The following is a 19,035-nucleotide window of genomic DNA, read 5'->3' as shown; positions in this document are numbered from 1 at the left end:
GGGCCGCGCCATGCCGATCACCCGCATCAGCGTCGACAACCCCGTTTTCGCCACCATGATGATGGTGGCGCTGATGGTGCTGGGCCTGTTCTCCTACAACCGGCTGGGCGTCGACCAGTTTCCCGACGTGGATTTCCCGCTGGTCGTCATCTCCACCGAGTACCCCGGCGCCAGCCCGGAATCGGTCGAGACCGACGTCACCCGTCCCGTCGAGGACGCGGTCAACACCATCGCCGGCATCAAGACGCTGACCTCCCGCTCCTACGAGAGCCAGTCGGTGGTGATCGCCGAGTTTGACCTGAAGACCGCCTCCACCCAGGCGTTGCAGGACGTGCGCGAGAAGGTGTCGGCCCTGCGCCCCAGGTTCCGGGACGAGGTGAAGGACCCGCAGATCACCCGCTTCAACCCGGACGACCAGCCCATCCTGTCCCTCGCGGTCAAGTCGGACATCCGGTCCTTGCGCGACCTGACCACCATGGCCGACCAGATCGTCCTGAAGCGCCTGCAGAACGTGCGCGGCGTCGGGCGGGCGACCATCGCCGGCGGGGTCAAGCGGCAGGTTCAGGTGCGGCTGCGCCCCGAACGGCTGGAGGCGCTGGGCGTCGGCGTCGATCAGGTCCTCACGGCGATCCGCGACGAGAACCAGGACATCCCGGCCGGCACCGTCTCCGGCAACGGGGCGGAGCGCGTCGTTCAGGTCGACGGCCGCGTCATCAACCCGCGCGAACTTCTCGACATCATCGTCACCCGCCGCGGCGGCGAGCCGGTGCGGCTGCGCCAAGTCGCCGAGGTGCTCGACGGCCAGGAGGAGCAGGATTCGGTCGCCCTGTTCAACGGACAGCCGGCGCTGGCCGTCGATGTGGTGAAGATCCAGGGCTCCAACACGGTGGAGGTGGCGCGCGGCCTCTACAAGGCGCTGGACGAGCTGCGCCGCGACGGCTCCCTGCCCTCCGACGTCGCCCTGGAGGTGGTGCGCGACACCTCGCGCGGGATCACCAACTCGCTGAGCAACGTGCAGCGCACGCTGGTCGAGGGCGGCGTGCTGACCATCGCCATCGTCATGGTCTTCCTGGGCTCCTGGCGCAGCACGGTGATCACCGCGCTGACCCTGCCGGTGGCGGTGATGGGCACCTTCGGCGTGCTGGCGGCCTTCGGCTTCACCCTGAACACGATGACGCTGATGGCGCTGTCGCTGGCCATCGGCATCCTGATCGACGACGCCATCGTGGTGCGCGAGAACATCATGCGCCACCTGGGCAAGGGCCAGGGGCACCGGCAGGCGGCGCTGGACGGCACCAAGGAAATCGGGCTGGCCGTCCTGGCGACCACGCTGACCATCGTGGCGGTGTTCCTGCCCGTGGCCTTCATGGGCGGCATCATCGGGCGCTTCTTTCTGCAGTTCGGCATCACCGTGTCGGCGGCGGTGCTGATCTCGCTGTTCGTGTCCTTCACGCTGGACCCCATGCTGTCCAGCCTGTGGTACGACCCGGCGGCCCACGGGCGACACGGACGCGGCGTCTTCGGGCGCTTCGCGGCGGGCTTCCAGGCCGCCTTCGACGCGCTGGCGCGGGTCTATGGCCGGACGCTCCGCTGGGCGCTGCGCTGGCGCTGGCTGGTCCTGCTGATGGCGCTCGGGATCTTCGTCGGCAGCTTCTTCCTGGTGCCGCGCATCGGCGTCGAGTTCGTGCCCGCCGCCGACCTCGGGGAATCCATCGTCGATGTGGAGACGCCGGTCGGGTCGTCGCTCGACTACACGGCGGCCAAGCTGCGGCAGGTCGAGGCGGCGATCCGCGAGTTTCCGGAGGTCGCCTACACCTACTCCACGGTCAACACGGGTGCGTCGGTCGGCAAGAACCGGGGCAGCGTCTATGTCCGGCTGAAGCCGATCGACCAGCGCACGCGCACCCCGAACACCCTGGCCCCGCCGCTGCGCGAACGGCTGTCGGCGATCCCCGGCGTCCAGATCGGCATCGGCATTCCCGGCGTCGGCGGCGTGCAGAAGCAGATCCAGGTGTCCGTCCAAGGCCGCGACATCGCGGAGCTGGATCGCATCGGCAAGCAGGTGACCGCCGCCATGGCCGGCATCCGCGGCTTCGTGGACGTGGACGTCAGCCTGAAGGCGGCCAAGCCGACCCTGTCGGTGCGGCTGGAGCGCGATCTGGCGAGCGATCTCGGCGTCGGCACGGCGCAGGTGGCGAACACGCTGCGTCCGCTCTTCGCCGGCGACAAGGTGTCCACCTGGAAGGCGCCTGACGGCGAGACCTACGACGTGCTGGTCCGCCTGCCGGAAAACGACCGGGTGGGCCGCGCCGACCTCGACCGCATCTACCTGACGGGCTCCAACGACGCCGAGGGGGCGCCGCGCATGGTGCCGCTGTCGCAGGTCAGCCGGGTCGAGACGACGCTCGGCGCCTCGCAGATCAACCGCCGCGACCTGTCGCGCGAGGTGAACGTCCAGGCCAACGTCCAGGGCCGCCCGGCGGGCGACGCCGGCAAGGAGCTTCAGGCGGCCATCGCGGAGATCAAGCTGCCGCCCGGCTACCGCATCGTCTTCGGCGGCTCGACCAAGGACATCGCCGAGACGTCGGCCTACGCCACCCAGGCGCTGCTGCTGGCGGTGATCCTGATCTACCTGATCCTGGCCTCGCAGTTCGGCAGCTTCCTCCAGCCCATCGCCATCATGATGTCGCTGCCGCTGTCGCTGGTCGGGGTGTTCCTGGGGCTTCTGGTCGCCGGCTCCACCCTGAACATCTTCAGCGCCATCGGCTTCATCATGCTGATGGGTCTGGTGACCAAGAACGCCATCCTGCTGGTCGACTTCGCCAACCAGGCCCGCGCCCGCGGGGTGGACCTGCGCGACGCGGTGGTGGAGGCCGGCATCATCCGGCTGCGCCCCATCGTGATGACCACCATGGCGATGATCTTCGGCATGATCCCGCTGGCGCTCGGCATCGGCGAGGGCGCTCAGCAGCGCGCCCCCATGGCCCACGCGGTGATCGGCGGCCTCATCAGCTCCACCCTGCTCACCCTCCTGGTGGTTCCGGTGATCCTGACCTACCTCGACGCGCTGTCCCGGCGCTTCAAGCGCTGGTTCGCCCACAAGGACCCGGACGCGGTGGCGCACGGCACGGCCGCACAGGGCACGGCTGCCGAATAGTCATCACCCCAGATGCTCCAGCATCAGGAACAGCCCGAGCGCCAGCAGGCCGAGGAAGAAGCAGCGCCGGAACACCTCCGCCCGCACCCGCCGGCGGAGGCTCTGGCCGAGCGCCATCCCGGCGAGCGCCGGCAGCAGCGAGGCCAATGAGCCCCAGGCCAGCGTGCCGTCGAACAGCCCGTGTTGCGCCAGCCCGGCGGCCAGAGCCAGGGTGGACACGGTGAAGGACAGGCCGAGCGCCTGGATGAGCCGGTCGCGCTCCAGATCGAGCGCCTGGAGATAGGGCACGGCGGGGATGACGAAGACCCCGGTGGCCGCCGTCACCACACCGGTCGCCACGCCAACCAGCGGCGACAGCCAGGATTCCGCTGCGGGCGGAACCCGCAACGGCAGCCTCACCAGCCCGGCCACCGCGTAGAGCGCCAACGCCCCGCCCAGCGCCGCCGCCGCCTGCCCCGACGAGGCGCCGGCCAGCAGCCCCGCCCCGGCCCAGGTGCCCAGCGTGATCCCCAGCATCATCGGCCAGAACCGCTCGATGGTGGCGCCGAGGCCGGGGCCGAAGGCCAGTTGCCAGAGATTCGTCACCAGCGAAGGCACGATGAGGATCACCGCCGCCTCGGCGGGCGGCATGACGAGGCCGAGCAGACCCATGGCGACGGTCGGCAGGCCCAGGCCGATCATGCCCTTGACGAACCCGGCCAGCAGGAAGGTCAGGGCCATGGCGGCGACGATGAGGAGGGGAAGGTCGGTCATGCTCACCACTTGAAGCCCGGCCACGGCTTCCGGCAATGTGGATGTCACGCAGTCAGCCTTCGGGCTGGACGAAGGCTGCTCTATCCTGCCGGAGACCCGCCCATGCGCTTCGACCTGACCGACCTGCGGCTGTTCCTGAACGTGGCGGAGGCGGAGAGCATCACCCACGGCGCGGAGCGCACGCACCTCGCCCTCGCCTCGGCGAGCGCGCGAATCCGCGGGATGGAGGAGACGCTCGGCGTGCCGCTGCTGGAGCGCGGACGGCGCGGCGTCCGCCCGACCCCGGCGGGTGAGGCGCTGGTCCATCACGCCCGCCTCCTCCTCCAGCAGGTGGAGCGGATGCGCGGCGAGCTGGGCGATTACGCCAAGGGGCTGAAGGGCCATGTCCGGCTGCTCTCCAACACCGCCGCCCTGGCGGAATTCCTGCCGGAGGCCCTGGCGCCCTTCCTCGCCGCCCATCCCAACATCGACATCGATCTGGAGGAAAGGCCCAGCCACGAGATCGTGCGGGCGGTGGCGGAGGGTCTGGCCGACGCCGGGGTGGTGTCCGATCACGCCGACCTGTCGGGGCTGGAGGTCTTTCCTTTCCGCACCGACCGCATGGTGCTGGTCACCCCGCACGGCCACCCGCTGGCCAACCGACGCAGCGTCGCCTTGCGCGAGGTTCTGGAGGAGGATTTCGTCGGGCTGGCGACGCGCAACGCCCTTCAGCAGCACATCAACGAGCACGCCATCCGTGCCGGCCGCCCGCTGAAGCTGCGCGTGCGGGTGCGCGGCTTCGACGGGATCTGCCGGATGGTCGAGCAGGGGGTGGGGCTCGGCATCGTCCCGGAAGCCTCGGCGAAGCGCTGCCGCCGCTTCACGAAAATCCGCACGGTGCGCCTGACCGACCCCTGGGCGGTCCGCTCGCTGGTCGTCTGCGTCCGCCGGCTGGGCGCCCTGCCCAGCCACAGCCGCGAGCTGGTGACGCGGCTGGCCGGCGGCGCCACCTAGCCTTCGCCGCTCATTCCGCGCCCGGCACCGGGTGCGGCGCCTCCGGGGCGGCGCCGTGACGGCGTTTCCACAGGCGGGAGACGGCGTTGCCGGCGTCCTCCATGTAGAGGAACAGGACCGGCGTGATGTAGAGCGTCAGGATCTGCGACACGCACAGGCCGCCAACCACCGCGAGGCCGAGCGGCTGGCGAAGCTCTGCGGCGGCGCCGTGGGCGACGGCGATGGGCAGGGTGCCCATGATCGCCGCCATGGTCGTCATCATGATCGGGCGGAAGCGCAGCAGGCAGGCCTGCTCGATCGCCTCGCGCGCGGTCATGCCCTGGTTGCGCTGCGCGTCGATGGCGAAGTCGATCATCATGATCGCGTTCTTCTTCACGATGCCGATCAGCATCAGGATGCCGATGATCGCGATGACGCTCAGCTCCTGCCCGAACACCATCAGCGTCGCCAGCGCCCCGATGGCCGCGGACGGCAGGCCGGACAGGATGGTCAGCGGGTGGATGAAGCTCTCGTACAGCACGCCGAGCACGATGTAGATCACCAGCACCGCGGCGAGCAGAAGCAGGCCCTGGCTCTTCTGCGCATCCTCGAACACCTGGGCGGTGCCGGCGAAGCCGGTGGTGATGCCCGGCGGCAGGGCCATCTCCAGCTCCGCCTGCCGGACGGCGTTCACCGCCTCGCCCAGCGAATGGCCGGGCGCCACGTTGAAGGACAGGGTGACGGCGGGAAGCTGGCCCTGATGGTTGACCGTCAGCGGCCCGGCGGTGCGCTGCACGCTGGCGAAGGCGTCCAGCGGCACCAGCTTGCCGGAGCCGGAGCGCACATAGATTCGCGACAGCGCGTTGTCGTCCTGCTGGTACTTGGGCGCCAGCTCGATCAGCACCTGATAGTCGTTGGTCGGCGTGTAGATCGTCGACACCTGCCGCTGGCCGAAGGCGCTGTAGAGGGTGGAGCGCACCTGATCGACCCCGATCCCCAGCGTCGCCGCCTTCTCGCGGTCCACATGCACATAGGCCTGCGGGCTGTTGAGCTGGAGGTCGCTGGTCACGTCCTGGAGGATCGGAATGTCGTGCATCGCCCGCTCCAGTCTTGCGGACCACGCGTACAACTCCTCCGTGTTCAAGCCCTGGATGGTGTACTGGAACTCGTTCTTGGACGAACGGCCGCCGATGCGCAGATTCTGCACCGGCTGCATGTAGACCGCCATGCCGGGAATCCCGGCAAGCTGGCGGCGGAGCTGCTGGATCACCTCGCCCGCCGGCGGCCGCTCGGCGCGCGGCTTCAGCACGACGAACATGCGGCCGGTGTTCACCGAATTGCCGCCGATGGCGACCGACGAGGTCATGTCCGCCACCGCCGGGTGGGCCTGGATGATCCGAGCCACCTCCTGCTGCCGCTCGGCCATGGCCGGGAAGGAGATGTCGGGTGCCGCCTCCGTCGAGACGGTGATCTGGCCGATGTCCTCGGTCGGGAAGAAGCCCTTGGGGATGGCCTGGAACAGCAGGGCCGAGCCCACCACCGTCGCGATCATGACCAGCCCCATCACCGGGCGGTGCCTCAGCGCCATCCGCAGGGTCACGGCGTAGCCGCGGTGCAGCGCGCTGAACCCGCCCTCCAGGACGCGGCCGAACCAGCCCTCCTTGGCGCCGTGCGGTTCGTGGGTCAGCATGCGGGCGCACATCATCGGCGTCAGCGTCAGCGCCACGAAGGCCGAGGCGCTGATCGCCATGGTCACCACCAGAGCGAACTCGTGGAAGACGCGCCCGACCACCCCGCCCATCAGCAGGATCGGGATGAAGACGGCCACCAGCGATACAGTGATGGAGATGATGGTGAAGCCGATCTCCCGCGAGCCCTTGAGGGCCGCCTCGAAGGGCTGCATCCCCTCTTCGACGTAGCGGACGATGTTCTCCATCATCACGATGGCGTCGTCGACGACGAGGCCGACCGCCAGCGTCAGCGCCATCAGCGAGATGTTGTCGATGGAGAAGCCCATCAGATGCATCCCGCCCGCCGTCGCGATCAGCGAGATCGGCACGGTCAGCGCCGGGATCATCGTCGCCGTCAGGCGACGCAGGAACAGGAAGATGACCAGAACGACCAGCGCGATGGTCAGGCCCAGCGTGAACTGGACGTCCTCCACCGCCTCGCGGATCGAGGTGGACCGGTCGTTCACCACCTCCACCTTGGCGCTGGGCGGAAGCTGCGCGCGGAAGGTGGGCAGCAGGTTGCGCACCCGGTCCACCACGTCCACCGTGTTGGCGTCGGGTTGGCGCTGCACGGCCATCACGATGGCGCGGGTGCCGTTGTGCCAGCTCGCCGTGCGGGCGTTCTCGACGCTGTCCAGAACGGTCGCCACGTCGCCCAGCCGGACCGGGGCGCCGTTGCGGTAGGCGACGATCAGGCCGCGAAAGGCCTCGGCATCGGGAAGCTGCGGGTTGGCGGCCAGCACGAGCTGCTGCTTGGCCCCGGACAGCGTGCCGACCGGCGTGTTGGCGTTGGCGGCGGCCAGCGACCGCTGAAGCTCGTCGATGCCGATGCCGCGCACGGCCAGCGCGTTGGGGTCGACCTGGACGCGCACGGCGTATTTCTGCGCGCCGTAGATCTGCACCTGGGCGACGCCCGGCAGGGTGGCGACCTTGGGCTGGACCGCGGTCTCCGCGAAGTCGTTCAGCGACGACAGCGTCAGCGTCGGCGACGACAGCGCCAGCATCAGCACCGGCTGGTCGGCCGGATTCACCTTGCGATAGCTGGGCGCGGTGGTCATCTCCGCCGGCAGGCGGCGCTGGGTGCGGGCAATGGCCGCCTGGACGTCCTGAGCGGCGGCGTCGATGTCGCGCTCCAGGACGAACTGGATGGTGATGGAGGTGTTGCCGAGGCTCGACGTCGAGGTGATCGTGTCGATGCCGGCGATGGTCGAGAATTCACGCTCCAGCGGGCTGGCGACCGAGGCCGCCATGGTTTCCGGGCTGGCGCCGGGCAGCGTGGCGGAGACGTTGATGACCGGGAAGTCCACCCGCGGCAGCGCCGCGACGGGCAATTGGCGGTAGGCCGCGAGCCCCCCCAGAACCAGCGCCGCCGTCAGCAGGATGGTCATCACCGGACGGCGGATGCACAGCTCCGAGAGGGTCATGACGCGCCTCCGGTGAGGGGAGCCTTGCCGTTGGCCCCCTCCTTGCCGCCGTTCTTGGCGGCGGCGACCTTGGCGCCGGGATACAGGCGGGACTGGCCGTCGACCACCACGCGCTCACCGGCCTGCACCCCGTCGGCGATGACGGCGGTGCCCTCCTGGCTGCGCGCCACGGTGACGTTGCGGATTTCCACCGTGTCGTCGGGCTTGACCACATAGACGAAACGGCCCTGCTGGCCGGTCTGCACCGCCTCTTCCGGCAGGGTCAGGGCCTGCGGCTCGACCCGCAGGGTCAGAACCACGTCGACGAACTGGCCCGGCCACAGCCGCGTGTCGGCGTTCTCGAACTGGCCCTTCACCAGGATCGTGCCGGTCTGCTGGTCGACCTGGCTGTCCACGAAATTCAAGACGCCCTCGGCGGGCGGCACGGCGGCGCCCGGAATGCCGGCGGTGACCGCCAGCTTGCTCGTCTCCATCGCCGCACGGATGGTCGGCAGATGGCGTTCCGGCACGTTGAAGGCGACGGTGATCGGGCGGAGCTGGGTCAGCGTGACCAGCGGCGTGGCGTCCGCCGCGCGCACCATCGTGCCGGGCTTGGCGTTCACCGCACCGGTGCGCCCGTCCATGGGGGCAGCGATGCGGGTGAAGCTGAGCGAGACCTTGGCCGCCTCAATGGCCGCCTGCCCGGCCTTCACGGTGGCCTCCAGCGCGTCGGCGGCGGCCACCGCGGCGTCGTACTGCTGGCGGGCAACGGTGTTGGAGCGGACGAGTTGCTCGTAGCGCTTCACGTCGCCGCGCGCCTTGTCGAGGTTGGCGCGGTCGCGCTCCAGATTGGCCTGGGCCTGACGGAGCTGAGCCTCCAGCGCGCGGGAGTCGAGGGTGAACAGCAGGTCGCCCGCCTTCACCTCCTGCCCCTCGGTGAAGTGGACCGTCTCGACGACCGAATCGACGCGCGCCTTGATGGCGATGGCGGCCACCGGCTGGACCGAGCCGATGGTGCCCAACCGCTCCGGCACCGCGCGCTGCTCGACCGTGCGGATGACCACTGGGAGCGCGCGAGGTCCGGCCGGGGCGGCGGCCTTCGCCGTCTGCGCGTCGGCCCCGCCCGCCCGGTGGGTGTACCAGTAACCGCCGCCCATCAGCGCGGCCAGCAGGAGCGCAAACAGCGCTATGCGTTTCGTCACATCGAACTCCCGGTAGGGCTGCCCGGTCCGGCCGGAGCGCGCCATCCCGCCATAAGGCAATGCGGCCCATTATCGCAGGAGAGGCTTTGCAGGTTAATGTCCATCCTACAGCCATTTGGTAACAGACTGTAACAGCGGGTATGGGCTGCGGAGCAATTCGGCGATGCTGGACCTAAAGAACTTGGAAGCCTTCGTGTGGATCGCCCGTTTGGGCGGCTTCCGCGCCGCGGCGGGGCGGCTGAACACCACACAGCCGGCCATCTCCGCCCGCATCGCCCAGTTGGAAAAGGAGCTGGGCGTCCAGCTGTTCAACCGCGGCACCCGGCGGGTGACGCTGACGCTGAAGGGCATGGAACTGCTGGACCACGCCGAGCGGATGCTGACGCTCCAGGCCGAGCTGGTCCACGCGGTCGCCGAATCGACGACCCTGCGCGGGCTGATCCGGCTGGGCGTGGCGGAAACCATCGTCCACACTTGGTTGAGCCGCCTGATCGAGCGGCTGCACAACCGCTTCCCGCTGGTCAGCCTGGAGATTGAGGTCGACACCTCCATCCATCTGCGCAACGGGTTGCTGGCGCACGACCTCGACATCGCCTTCATGCTGGGTCCGGTGGCCGAGCCGGACATGCGCAACCACGAACTGAGCAGCTACTCCATGGCCTGGGTGGCCAGCCCCTCGCTCGACCTGCCCGCCGGGCGGCTGGGGCTGGCCGATCTGGCGCGCTACCCGGTCATCACCTTTTCGCGGCAGACCAAGCCGTCGGTGGCCATCCAGCAGATGTTCAAGCGGCCCGGCCTGCCCCCGCTGCGCTTCTACGGCAACAGCTCGCTCGCCAGCATCGTGCGGATGACCCTGGACGGCATCGGAATCAGCGCCATCCCGCCCGCGGTGATCGAGCGCGAGCTGGCCGAGGGGCTGCTGCGGCTGATCCCGGCGGAGGACCCGCTGCCCGATCTCGACTTCACCATCTGCCACCCGGTGGACAGCGACAACCCGCTGGTGCCCATCGTGGCGGACATGGCCTTGGAGATCGTGCGGGCGCAACGGCACGGGGCGCCGACTGATAAACGCCATTTATCGCAAACGATCCAAAATGAAAATTTGACGGATCGGTCCGATGCGTGAACCCTTAGGACACAACAGTTCGGTCACCGAGGTTTTGCCCGCCATGCAGTCCGTGACCCCAAGCACCCCTTCCCCGCCCGGCACCCCGTCCGCCGCCCTGCTGGCGCGTCTGGCGATCCGCCGGGGGGAGCATCGCGGGCCGACCGCCGGACTGGCGCCGGGCCATGTGCAGGCGAACCTCGCCATCGTCCCCGCCGACGTGGCCCCCGCCTTCGAGCGCTTCTGCCGCGCCAACCCGGTGCCCTGCCCGCTGCTCGCCGTGTCGGCGCCGGGCGACCACCGCTTCGCCGAGCTTGGCGCGGACCTCGACCTGCGCACCGACTTCCCGCGCTACCGCGTCTACCGCGACGGCCGGCTGGCGGAGGAACCGGAGGACCTGCTGTCGGTCTGGCGCGACGATCTGGTCGCCTTCGCCATCGGCTGCTCCTTCTCCTTCGAGGAGGCGCTGCTCGCCGCCGGCCTGCCGGTCCGCCACATCGAGCGCGGCTGCAATGTGCCGATGTACTTGACCGACCGGCACTGCGTGGCCGTCCCGCCCTTCGCCGGCCGCATGGTGGTGTCAATGCGCCCGATGACGCCCGCGCAGGCCGAACGCGCCGCCGCGGTGACCGGTCGCTACGCCGCCGTGCACGGCGCGCCGGTGCACGTTGGCGACCCGGCGGCGCTCGGCATCCGCGACCTCTCCCGGCCGGAGTTCGGCGACTCCGTTCCGCTCGCCCCCGGCGAGGTCCCCGTCTTCTGGGCCTGCGGCGTCACCCCCCAGGTGGCGCTCGCCGCCGCCCGCCTGCCCTTCGCCATCGCCCACAGCCCCGGCCACATGCTGGTCACCGACCGGCTGAACGCCGAGCTGGAGGGCGTGTCCCCTTCGGTCGCGCAACTCTTCAGATAAGAACAGGGAGCTTCATCACATGACCGCGATCACCCTGCGGACCCGCCTCGCCGCCGCCGCCTTCGGCATCGGCCTCTGCGCCACCCCGGTCGCGGCCTTCGCCGAGACCTGGGACATGCCGACCCCCTACCCCGACACGAACCTGCACACCATCACGGTGCGCCAGTTCGCCGAGGACGTGAAGGCGGCGACCAACGGCAAGATCCAGATCACCGTCCATTCCAACGGCTCGCTGGTCAAGCATCCGGAGATCAAGCGCGCCGTCCAGTCGGGTCAGGCCCAGATCGGCGAGGTGCTCATCAGCTCCTGGGCGAACGAGGACCCGCTCTACGGCCTCGACTCCGTGCCCTTCCTGGCGACCGATTTCGCCGCCTCGAAGAAGCTCTACGAGGCGTCGAAGCCCTATCTGGAGAAGAAGCTGGAGCGTCAGCGCCTGAAGCTCCTCTACTCGATCCCGTGGCCGCCGCAGGGCCTCTACGTGAAGCAGGAGATCGGCTCCGTCGCCGACCTGAAGGGGCAGAAGTTCCGCGCCTACAACCCGGCCACCACCCGCATCGCCGAGCTGGCCGGCGCCGTGCCGACCAAGATCGAAGCCGCCGAGGTGTCGCAGGCCTTCGGCACCGGCATCGTCACCGCCATGATGACCTCCGCCGCGACCGGCGTGGACACCAAGGCGTGGGACTTCGTGAACGTCTATTACGACGTGCAGGCCTGGCTGCCGCGCAACATGGTGTTCGTCAGCACCGAGGTCTGGAAGGGCCTGGACGACGCCACGAAGAAGGCCGTCGAGCAGGCCGCCGCCAAGGCCGAGGCCACCGGCTGGACCGAGTGGGAGAAGAAGACGGCGGAGCTGAACCAGACGCTGTCCGGCAACGGCATGAAGGTGCTGACCCCGTCCGCGGCGATCAAGGACGGCTTCGCCGCCATCGGCAAGACGATGACCGACGAGTGGACCAAGGCCGCCGGCGCCGACGGCGAGGCGATCATTTCGGCCTTCCGGAAGTAAGCGGCGGCGCTTGCCCCCACCCTAACCCTTCCCCGCTTCGCAGGGGAGGGGATTTAAACTCCCTCCCCTGCGATAGCGGGGGAGGGCCGGGGTGGGGGCAACACGCCCACCACCAAAAAAAGCACTCCCCGCCCGCCCTACCCGGAGGTGGTCGCGCCATGCGCACCGCATTGACCTTCCTTTACCGCGCCGCCGAGATTTTGGGCGCGGTGTTCCTGGTGCTGATCGCCGTGCTGATCGTGTCCCAGGTCTTCGCCCGGTTGGCCAACCGCATGGTGCCGGGAGCCGACGAGCTGGCCGGCTACTGCATGGCCGCTTCCTTTTTCCTGATGCTCGGTCCGGCGCTGCGCCGCGGCGCGCACATCCGCGTCGGCGTGCTGGTGGACCGGTTGCGCGGCGGCCCCCGGCGCGTCGTGGAGCTGATCTGCCTCGGCTTCGGCACGGCGCTCAGCGGCTATTTCGCGTGGTACTGGCTGCGCATGACCTACGATTCCTACGATTTCGGCGATCTGGGACAGGGCGTTCTGCCCATCCCGCTGTGGATTCCGCAGGCCGCCATGGGCGTCGGGCTGGTGATCCTGGTGATCGCCTTCCTCGACGATCTGCTGGCGGTGATCCAGGGGCGCGAGGCGTCCTACCAAAGCGCCGGCATGCAGAGCGAGGGCTGACCGATGGACCAGACAACCGCTTCCATCGTCGTCGTCGTGACGATGCTCCTGATGCTGGGGACCGGCATCTGGGTGGCGCTGGCACTGGCCGGCGTCGGCTTCGTCGCCATGGCGCTGTTCACCACCCGCCCCGTCGGCATGGTCATGGCGACCAACATCTGGGGCGCGAGCACGAGCTGGACCCTGACCGCCCTGCCCCTGTTCATCTGGATGGGCGAGATCCTGTTCCGGACGCGCATCTCGTCCGACATGTTCAAGGGGCTGGCGCCATGGACGGGCTGGCTTCCGGGGCGGCTGATGCACGTCAACATCGTCGGCTGCACGATCTTCGCCGCCGTCTCCGGCTCCTCGGCCGCGACCGCCGCGACCATCGGGCGGATGACCATCCCGGAACTGACCCGGCGCGGCTACGACCCGATGATGATCGTCGGCTCGCTGGCCGGCGCCGGCACGCTGGGCCTGCTGATTCCGCCCTCGATCATCATGATCGTCTACGGCGTGGCGGCGGACGTGTCCATCGCCCGGCTGTTCATCGCCGGCGTCATTCCGGGCATCGTGCTGACCGGCCTGTTCATGCTCTACGTCGGCGGCTGGTCCCTGCTCAATCCCGGCCGCGTGCCGCCGCGTGAGGCGCGCCAGAGCTTCGCGGAGAAGATCCGCGACTCCGGGTCGCTGATCCCCGTGATGCTGCTGATCGCGGGCGTGCTCGGCTCCATCTACGCGGGCATCGCCACGCCGACGGAGGCCGCGGGCATCGGCGTCCTGGGGTCGCTGCTGCTGGCGCTGGTCACCGGCACGATGAGCTGGGCGACCTTCCGCGACAGCGTCCTGGGCGCGGCCCACACCTCCTGCATGATCGGCTTCATCCTGGCGGGGGCGGCCTTCCTGACCGTCGCCATGGGCTACACCGGCATTCCGCGCCTGCTGGCGGAGTGGATCACCTCCATGCAGCTCTCCACCGCGTCGCTGCTGGTCGTACTGACGCTGTTCTTCATCGTGATGGGTTGCTTCCTCGACGGCATCTCGATGGTCGTACTGACCACCTCGGTGATCCTGCCGATGGTGCAGAACGCCGGGATCGATCTGCTGTGGTTCGGCATCTACATCATCATCGTGGTGGAGATGGCCCAGATCACCCCGCCGGTGGGCTTCAACCTGTTCGTCCTGCAATCGATGACGGGCAAGAACATCTTCACCATCGCCAGGGCCAGCCTGCCTTTCTTCCTGATGATGATCGTCATGGTGGCCCTGCTCTGGATCTTCCCGGGCATGGTGTCGTGGCTGCCCTCGCTGATGATCGGGTGATGAGGGGCATCATGGACGTCCGTTTCACCACGGCGGGCGACACCGCCTTCAACGTGGAGTTCGGCGAGGGCATCGACCGCCCGACCAACGCCCGCGTCATGGCCCTGCACGCCCGGCTGAAGGCCGCCGCGCCGCCGGGTCTGGTGGAGACGGTGCCGACCTTCCGCTCGCTCCAGGTCGTCTACGACCCGGCGGTGACCAGCCGCCGGGAGGTCCAGGCCGCGGTCGAGGCGGAACTGGCCCACGCCGGGGACGCCCCGGCCGAAGGCGCCCTGTGGCGCCTGCCCGTCTGCTACGACGCCGAGCTGGGACCGGACCTCGCGGAGCTGTCCGCCTCGCTCGGCCTGTCGGAGGAGCGGCTGATCGATCTCCATGGATCGACCGAGTATTTCGTCTACATGCTGGGCTTCATGCCGGGCTTCGCCTACATGGGCGATCTGCCGGCGGAGCTGGAGAAGCCGCGGCGCAGCGAGCCGCGCGTCCGCGTGCCGGCGGGGTCGGTCGCCACCGCCGGGCGGCTGACCACCGTCTACCCGTGGGAGAGCCCCGGCGGCTGGCATCTGATCGGGCGCTGCCCGGTGCCGCTCTACGACGGCGCCCGCCCCTCCCCGGTCCTGCTGGCCGCGGGCGACCGGGTGCGGTTCGAGGCGGTGGACCGCGCCCGCTTCGACGCGCTGTCGGCCGAGGCCGCCACCGGACGCTTCGATCCCGACACGCTGAGGGCTACGCCATGAACGCCCCCTGCCTGACCGTCGTCCGGCCGGGGCTCTTCGCCACCATCCAGGACCTCGGCCGCTTCGGCCATCAGGAACTCGGCATGCCGGTGGCCGGCGCGCTCGACCCCATCGCCCTGCGCCTGGCCAACGCGCTGGTCGGCAACCCGCCGGGCACGGCGGGGGTGGAGATCGCCCTGCTTGGACCGGCGCTGAAGGTGGAGGCCGACGGCGTGCGCGTCGCCGTCGTCGGCCCAATGGCGCTGAGCCTGGAACGCGAGGGAGAATCACCCCAAGCGCTGGCCCCCCACCGCAGCCACACGCTGGCCCGCGGCGACGTGCTGAAGCTGGGCGCCATCACCGGGGCGGCGGTCGCCTGTCTGGCGGTGGCTGGCGGCTTCGCGCTGGAGCCCTTCCTGGGCAGCCTGTCCACCTACGTGCGCGCCGGCATCGGGCCGCTCGGCGGCAAGCCGCTGGGCGACGGGGCGCGTTTGCCGCTCAACCGCAACGACGCCCCGCCGGACGGCGACGTGGAACTGCCGGAGCCGCCGGACTACGGCGGCGGGCCGGTACGGGTGGTGCTCGGCCCGCAGGAGGACCGCTTCACGGCGGAAGCGGTGGAGACCTTCCTGTCGGCGACCTACCGCGTTGGCAAGGACGCCGATCGCATGGGCCTGCGGCTCGATGGGCCGACGCTGGCCCACACCGGCTCCGCCGACATCCCGTCGGACGGGCTGGTCACCGGCTCGATCCAGGTGCCGGGCAACGGCCAGCCGATCCTTCTGCTGAACGACCACCAGACGGCGGGCGGCTACGCCAAGATCGCCACGGTGATCTCAGCCGACCTTCCCCGCGTCGGCCGGCTGAGCCCTGGCTGCACCCTCAGCTTCCGCGCCGTCACGGTGGAGGAGGCGGAGGTCATCCGGCGGCGCCAGGAACAGACCATCGCCGCCTGGGTCCGCGCCATCCGCCCGGTGCGCCCGGCGGGCGGCGTCGATCTGGAAGCGCTCTACGCGGAAAACCTCGTGTCCGGAGTCGTCGACATCGTCAACGGCAACGGCGACATCCTGAACCGAGAAGAGATGTGCGGGAGGGCACCATGACCATCACCGTGAACCTGAACGCCGACCTGGGCGAGGGCTTCGGCGCCTACGACATCGGCGACGACGACTCCATGCTCGGCATCGTCGCCTCCGCCAACATCGCCTGCGGATTCCATGCGGGCGACCCGCTGGTGATGACGCGGACCGTCCGGAACGCGGTGGCGAAAGGCGTCAGCCTGGGCGCCCACCCCTCCTACCCCGATCTCCAGGGCTTCGGGCGCCGGCCCCTGCGGATGTCGGCGGCGGAGGTCGAGGCGATGGTCGCCTACCAGATCGGCGCGCTGATGGGCGTCGCCGCCGCCAGCGGCGGCACGGTTACCCATGTGAAGGCGCACGGCGCGCTGAACAACATGGCGGCGGTGGACGAGGGGCTGGCCCTGGCCATCGGACGGGCGATCAAGGGCGTCGATCCCTCGCTGATCTACCTCGCCACCGCCGGTTCGGAGATGGCGCGGGCCGGGCGGACGCTGGGCCTGCCCACGGCGGAGGAGGTCTTTGCCGACCGCGCCTACGACGACAACGGCAACTTGGTGCCGCGCGGCCAGCCCGGCGCCATGGTCCACGACCCGGACGTGGCGGCCGCCAACGTCCTGCGCATGCTGGAGGAGGGCGTGATCCTGTCGGTCACCGGCACGCGCATCCCCTGCACCGTCCATTCCGTCTGCGTCCACGGCGACGAGCCGAGCGCCGTCGCCATGGCCGGCAACCTGCGCCGCACGCTGGAGGCCAAAGGGGTCCGCATCGTCCCCCTGCCGGAACTGCGCGACCGTTTCTAAAGCGAACTATCGTTCGCTTTAGACTCTCATCGCCTCGTTTGCCAGCTCTCAGCGGATGCCGACAGCATCCGCCTGCCGCCAGCGGGAACTCTGTTCCCGCGAGAGGCGGGCTCCGGTCGCATGCGCGACCGGGACCACCGTCGCGGTCCAAAGCGGATCGCAATCCGCTTCTAACGGTCGGCGATCATGCGGGTCGCAGCTTCGCCGCCTGGGCGAGGCTGGCGAGCGTGTCCAGGATGACCTGCGGGCTGACCGGCTTGCGCAGCACCACCAGCGGCTGCCAGCGGTCAGACGTCAGGTCGTCTTCCCCCGCCTCCATCGACAGGAACCCGGTCATCACCAGGATCGGCAGGCCGGCCGCCCGGGTCCGCAGCTCGCGGATCAGGGCGCGGCCGTCCATCCGCGGCATGCGCAGGTCGGTGATGACGAGATCGGCGGGGTCGGCGCTGTAGCGCTCCAGCCCCTCCTGCCCGTCCTGGGCCAGGGTCACCCGGTATCCCTTGCGGGATAGAAAATCCTCCAGCGCCATGGCGGCCAGAGCCTCGTCTTCGGCCACCAGGACATGCAGCGGAGCGGTGACGGGGTCAGGCATGAGCGCGCTCCACGTCCTGAACGGAGGGATGGGACACCGGCACGGTGATGGTGAAACGGACGCCCCGGCTTCCATTCCCGTGATCGATATTCGCCGCGTCGATCCGTCCGCCCATGGAATCGATGATGCCATAGCCGATGGACAGGCCGAGGCCCGATCCCTTCCCGACCTCCTTGGTCGTGAAGAAGGGATCGAAGATGCGTGGCAGGATGCCCGGGTCGATGCCGCCACCGTCGTCGGTGATGGTGATGACGGCCCGCCCAGCGGTCAGGTCGCAGCGCATCCAGACGTCGATCCGGCCGGCGGCCGGCGACCCGTCGGGGTCGGCGCGCCATTCCAGGATGGCGTCGCGCGCGTTGGACAGCAGATTCACCAGCACCTGCTCCAGTTGCAGGGGACGCCCGCGAGCGACGCAGTCGACAGCCGGGACGTCGCTCACGACCTCGATGTTCTCCAGGGCGAACTGGTTGGACACCAACTCCACGGCGGAGCGGACGCAGGCCGCTGGTTCGAAGCGCTGGGTTGCGCCGTCGCGGCGGCTGAAGGTGCGCATGTGGTCGATGATGCGGCCCATGCGCTCCGCCTGCTCCGACATGATGGTCAACACCTTGTCCAGGCGCGCGGTGTCGGTGTCGCCGTCGCGCAGGCGGGACAGGGCGTTCTCCGCCCAGATCCGGATGATGTTCAGGGGCTGGCTCATCTCATGGGCCATGCCGGCGGCGAGCGTGCCCAGCGTCGCCAGCTTCGAGGTCTGGACCAGCTCCTCCTGAAGCCTCTTGCGGTCGGTGATGTCGCGGGAGCTGCCGAGGATCTGGACCACCCGACCATCCTCGCCGCGCACCGGCACCAGAACCGTGTGCCACGTGCGCTGTCCAACGGGGAGAGCCAGCGTCTCCTCGTAATCGATGGGTCCCCCCGCGGCGACGCAGGCGCTGTAGCGCTCGATCACCGCATCGGCCGTCTCCGGGGGAACGGCCTCGCGGACCAGCCGGCCGCGGATGGTTTCCGGGTCGATCCCCGTCGCCCGCGCATGGGCTGGGTTCAGCGTGTCGAAGACAAAGTCACCATCCGGCAGCACCGTGACGACGAACAGCCCCTCCGCCAGATTGTTGAAGAAGCTGGCGTAGCGCAGTTCGGCCTGGCGCCGGATCTCGATCTCGCGCTGCAATGCCGCGTTGGCGTCGGCGAGCTGGGTGGCGCTGGGCAGGGCGAGCGCCTTCGGCATCTGCACCCACAAGGCGACGGCGGTCAGCACGGACACCAGAGCGGTCAGCGCCTTGACAATGCCCTCCACGGCATAGTCGGGGTACCACAAGGTCCACAAGCTGAAGAAATGCGTCGTGCCGCATGCCAGAATGAAGGCGGCGAACAGCCAGACGATCCAGGTGAAGGCCACGTCGCGGCGCTTCACGACGAAGTAAAGCAGCGCCACCGGGATCGAATAATAGGACAAGCCAGTCAGCACATCGGAGACGATGTGCAGGGTCAGGATTTCCGGACGCCAGAACAGGCATACGCCGTGAGGCAAGTACGCGCTGGTGTCGAAGAAGGCTTCCACGCCACCGAACATGCCGCCCCTCTTTTTCGGTCTCCGACCACGGTCCAGCCGGGTCCAGAAATTCCGCCGTTTCTCTGATCTC

Annotated in this window: 15 protein-coding genes; 10 read left to right on the top strand and 5 right to left on the bottom strand. The window is 69.4% G+C overall.

The features are described from left to right. Positions 1–10: 10 nt before the first annotated feature. Positions 11–3,157, top strand: a complete 3,147-nt coding sequence (locus FHW79_RS09025) for an efflux RND transporter permease subunit (protein WP_183178597.1) — start codon at positions 11–13, stop codon at positions 3,155–3,157. 3 nt (positions 3,158–3,160) lie between these two features. On the opposite strand, the gene FHW79_RS09020 is transcribed toward FHW79_RS09025, so the two are convergent. Further along, on the bottom strand, positions 3,161–3,910 hold the full coding sequence (locus FHW79_RS09020; protein ID WP_183178596.1) for a sulfite exporter TauE/SafE family protein: 750 nt from the start codon (positions 3,908–3,910) through the stop codon (positions 3,161–3,163). A gap of 102 nt (positions 3,911–4,012) precedes the next feature. Between FHW79_RS09020 and FHW79_RS09015 the strand changes: the two genes are divergently transcribed. Then, positions 4,013–4,903: a LysR substrate-binding domain-containing protein gene (locus tag FHW79_RS09015; RefSeq protein ID WP_183178595.1), complete on the top strand. Its 891-nt coding sequence runs from the start codon at positions 4,013–4,015 to the stop codon at positions 4,901–4,903. Positions 4,904–4,913: 10 nt separating this feature from the next. On the opposite strand, the gene FHW79_RS09010 is transcribed toward FHW79_RS09015, so the two are convergent. Both FHW79_RS09010 and FHW79_RS09005 read right to left on the bottom strand, forming a co-directional pair. Beyond that, positions 4,914–8,036, bottom strand: coding sequence for an efflux RND transporter permease subunit (locus FHW79_RS09010; protein WP_183178594.1), 3,123 nt, complete (start codon positions 8,034–8,036; stop codon positions 4,914–4,916). After that, positions 8,033–9,217: an efflux RND transporter periplasmic adaptor subunit gene (locus FHW79_RS09005; RefSeq protein WP_348984094.1), complete on the bottom strand. Its 1,185-nt coding sequence runs from the start codon at positions 9,215–9,217 to the stop codon at positions 8,033–8,035. The genes FHW79_RS09010 and FHW79_RS09005 overlap by 4 nt, the downstream gene beginning before the upstream one ends. 163 nt (positions 9,218–9,380) lie before the next feature. Here FHW79_RS09005 and FHW79_RS09000 point away from each other — a divergent pair, with 163 nt between their 5' ends. From FHW79_RS09000 to FHW79_RS08965, 8 genes are all read left to right on the top strand, one after another. Then, positions 9,381–10,343 (top strand): LysR family transcriptional regulator, encoded by a 963-nt coding sequence (locus FHW79_RS09000; protein WP_183178592.1) that lies wholly within the window; start codon positions 9,381–9,383, stop codon positions 10,341–10,343. A 43-nt stretch (positions 10,344–10,386) separates the two neighbouring features. Continuing rightward, positions 10,387–11,232 carry a putative hydro-lyase gene (locus FHW79_RS08995; protein WP_183178591.1) on the top strand — a complete coding sequence of 282 codons (846 nt, stop codon included), beginning with the start codon at positions 10,387–10,389 and terminating at the stop codon, positions 11,230–11,232. Positions 11,233–11,251: 19 nt separating this feature from the next. Continuing rightward, a complete protein-coding gene (locus tag FHW79_RS08990; protein WP_183178590.1) occupies positions 11,252–12,238 on the top strand; it encodes a TRAP transporter substrate-binding protein in 987 nt (328 codons plus the stop codon). A gap of 158 nt (positions 12,239–12,396) precedes the next feature. Continuing rightward, positions 12,397–12,906, top strand: coding sequence for a TRAP transporter small permease (locus FHW79_RS08985; protein WP_137141014.1), 510 nt, complete (start codon positions 12,397–12,399; stop codon positions 12,904–12,906). Between the two features lie 3 nt (positions 12,907–12,909). Further along, a complete protein-coding gene (locus tag FHW79_RS08980; RefSeq protein ID WP_183178589.1) occupies positions 12,910–14,211 on the top strand; it encodes a TRAP transporter large permease subunit in 1,302 nt (433 codons plus the stop codon). An 11-nt stretch (positions 14,212–14,222) separates the two neighbouring features. Continuing rightward, positions 14,223–14,945 (top strand): 5-oxoprolinase subunit PxpB, encoded by a 723-nt coding sequence (pxpB, locus tag FHW79_RS08975; protein WP_183178588.1) that lies wholly within the window; start codon positions 14,223–14,225, stop codon positions 14,943–14,945. Beyond that, positions 14,942–16,027 carry a biotin-dependent carboxyltransferase family protein gene (locus tag FHW79_RS08970; RefSeq protein WP_183178587.1) on the top strand — a complete coding sequence of 362 codons (1,086 nt, stop codon included), beginning with the start codon at positions 14,942–14,944 and terminating at the stop codon, positions 16,025–16,027. The genes pxpB and FHW79_RS08970 overlap by 4 nt, the downstream gene beginning before the upstream one ends. Further along, a complete protein-coding gene (locus FHW79_RS08965; RefSeq protein ID WP_183178586.1) occupies positions 16,024–16,803 on the top strand; it encodes a 5-oxoprolinase subunit PxpA in 780 nt (259 codons plus the stop codon). The genes FHW79_RS08970 and FHW79_RS08965 overlap by 4 nt, the downstream gene beginning before the upstream one ends. A gap of 184 nt (positions 16,804–16,987) precedes the next feature. On the opposite strand, the gene FHW79_RS08960 is transcribed toward FHW79_RS08965, so the two are convergent. Both FHW79_RS08960 and FHW79_RS08955 read right to left on the bottom strand, forming a co-directional pair. After that, positions 16,988–17,395: a response regulator gene (locus tag FHW79_RS08960; RefSeq protein WP_183178585.1), complete on the bottom strand. Its 408-nt coding sequence runs from the start codon at positions 17,393–17,395 to the stop codon at positions 16,988–16,990. Further along, on the bottom strand, positions 17,388–18,965 hold the full coding sequence (locus tag FHW79_RS08955) for an ATP-binding protein (RefSeq protein ID WP_183178584.1): 1,578 nt from the start codon (positions 18,963–18,965) through the stop codon (positions 17,388–17,390). The genes FHW79_RS08960 and FHW79_RS08955 overlap by 8 nt, the downstream gene beginning before the upstream one ends. Positions 18,966–19,035 lie beyond the last annotated feature (70 nt).

The organism is Azospirillum sp. OGB3, from assembly GCF_014192915.1.
Lineage (GTDB): Bacteria > Pseudomonadota > Alphaproteobacteria > Azospirillales > Azospirillaceae > Azospirillum.
This window is presented reverse-complemented; position numbering and strand designations above follow the sequence as displayed.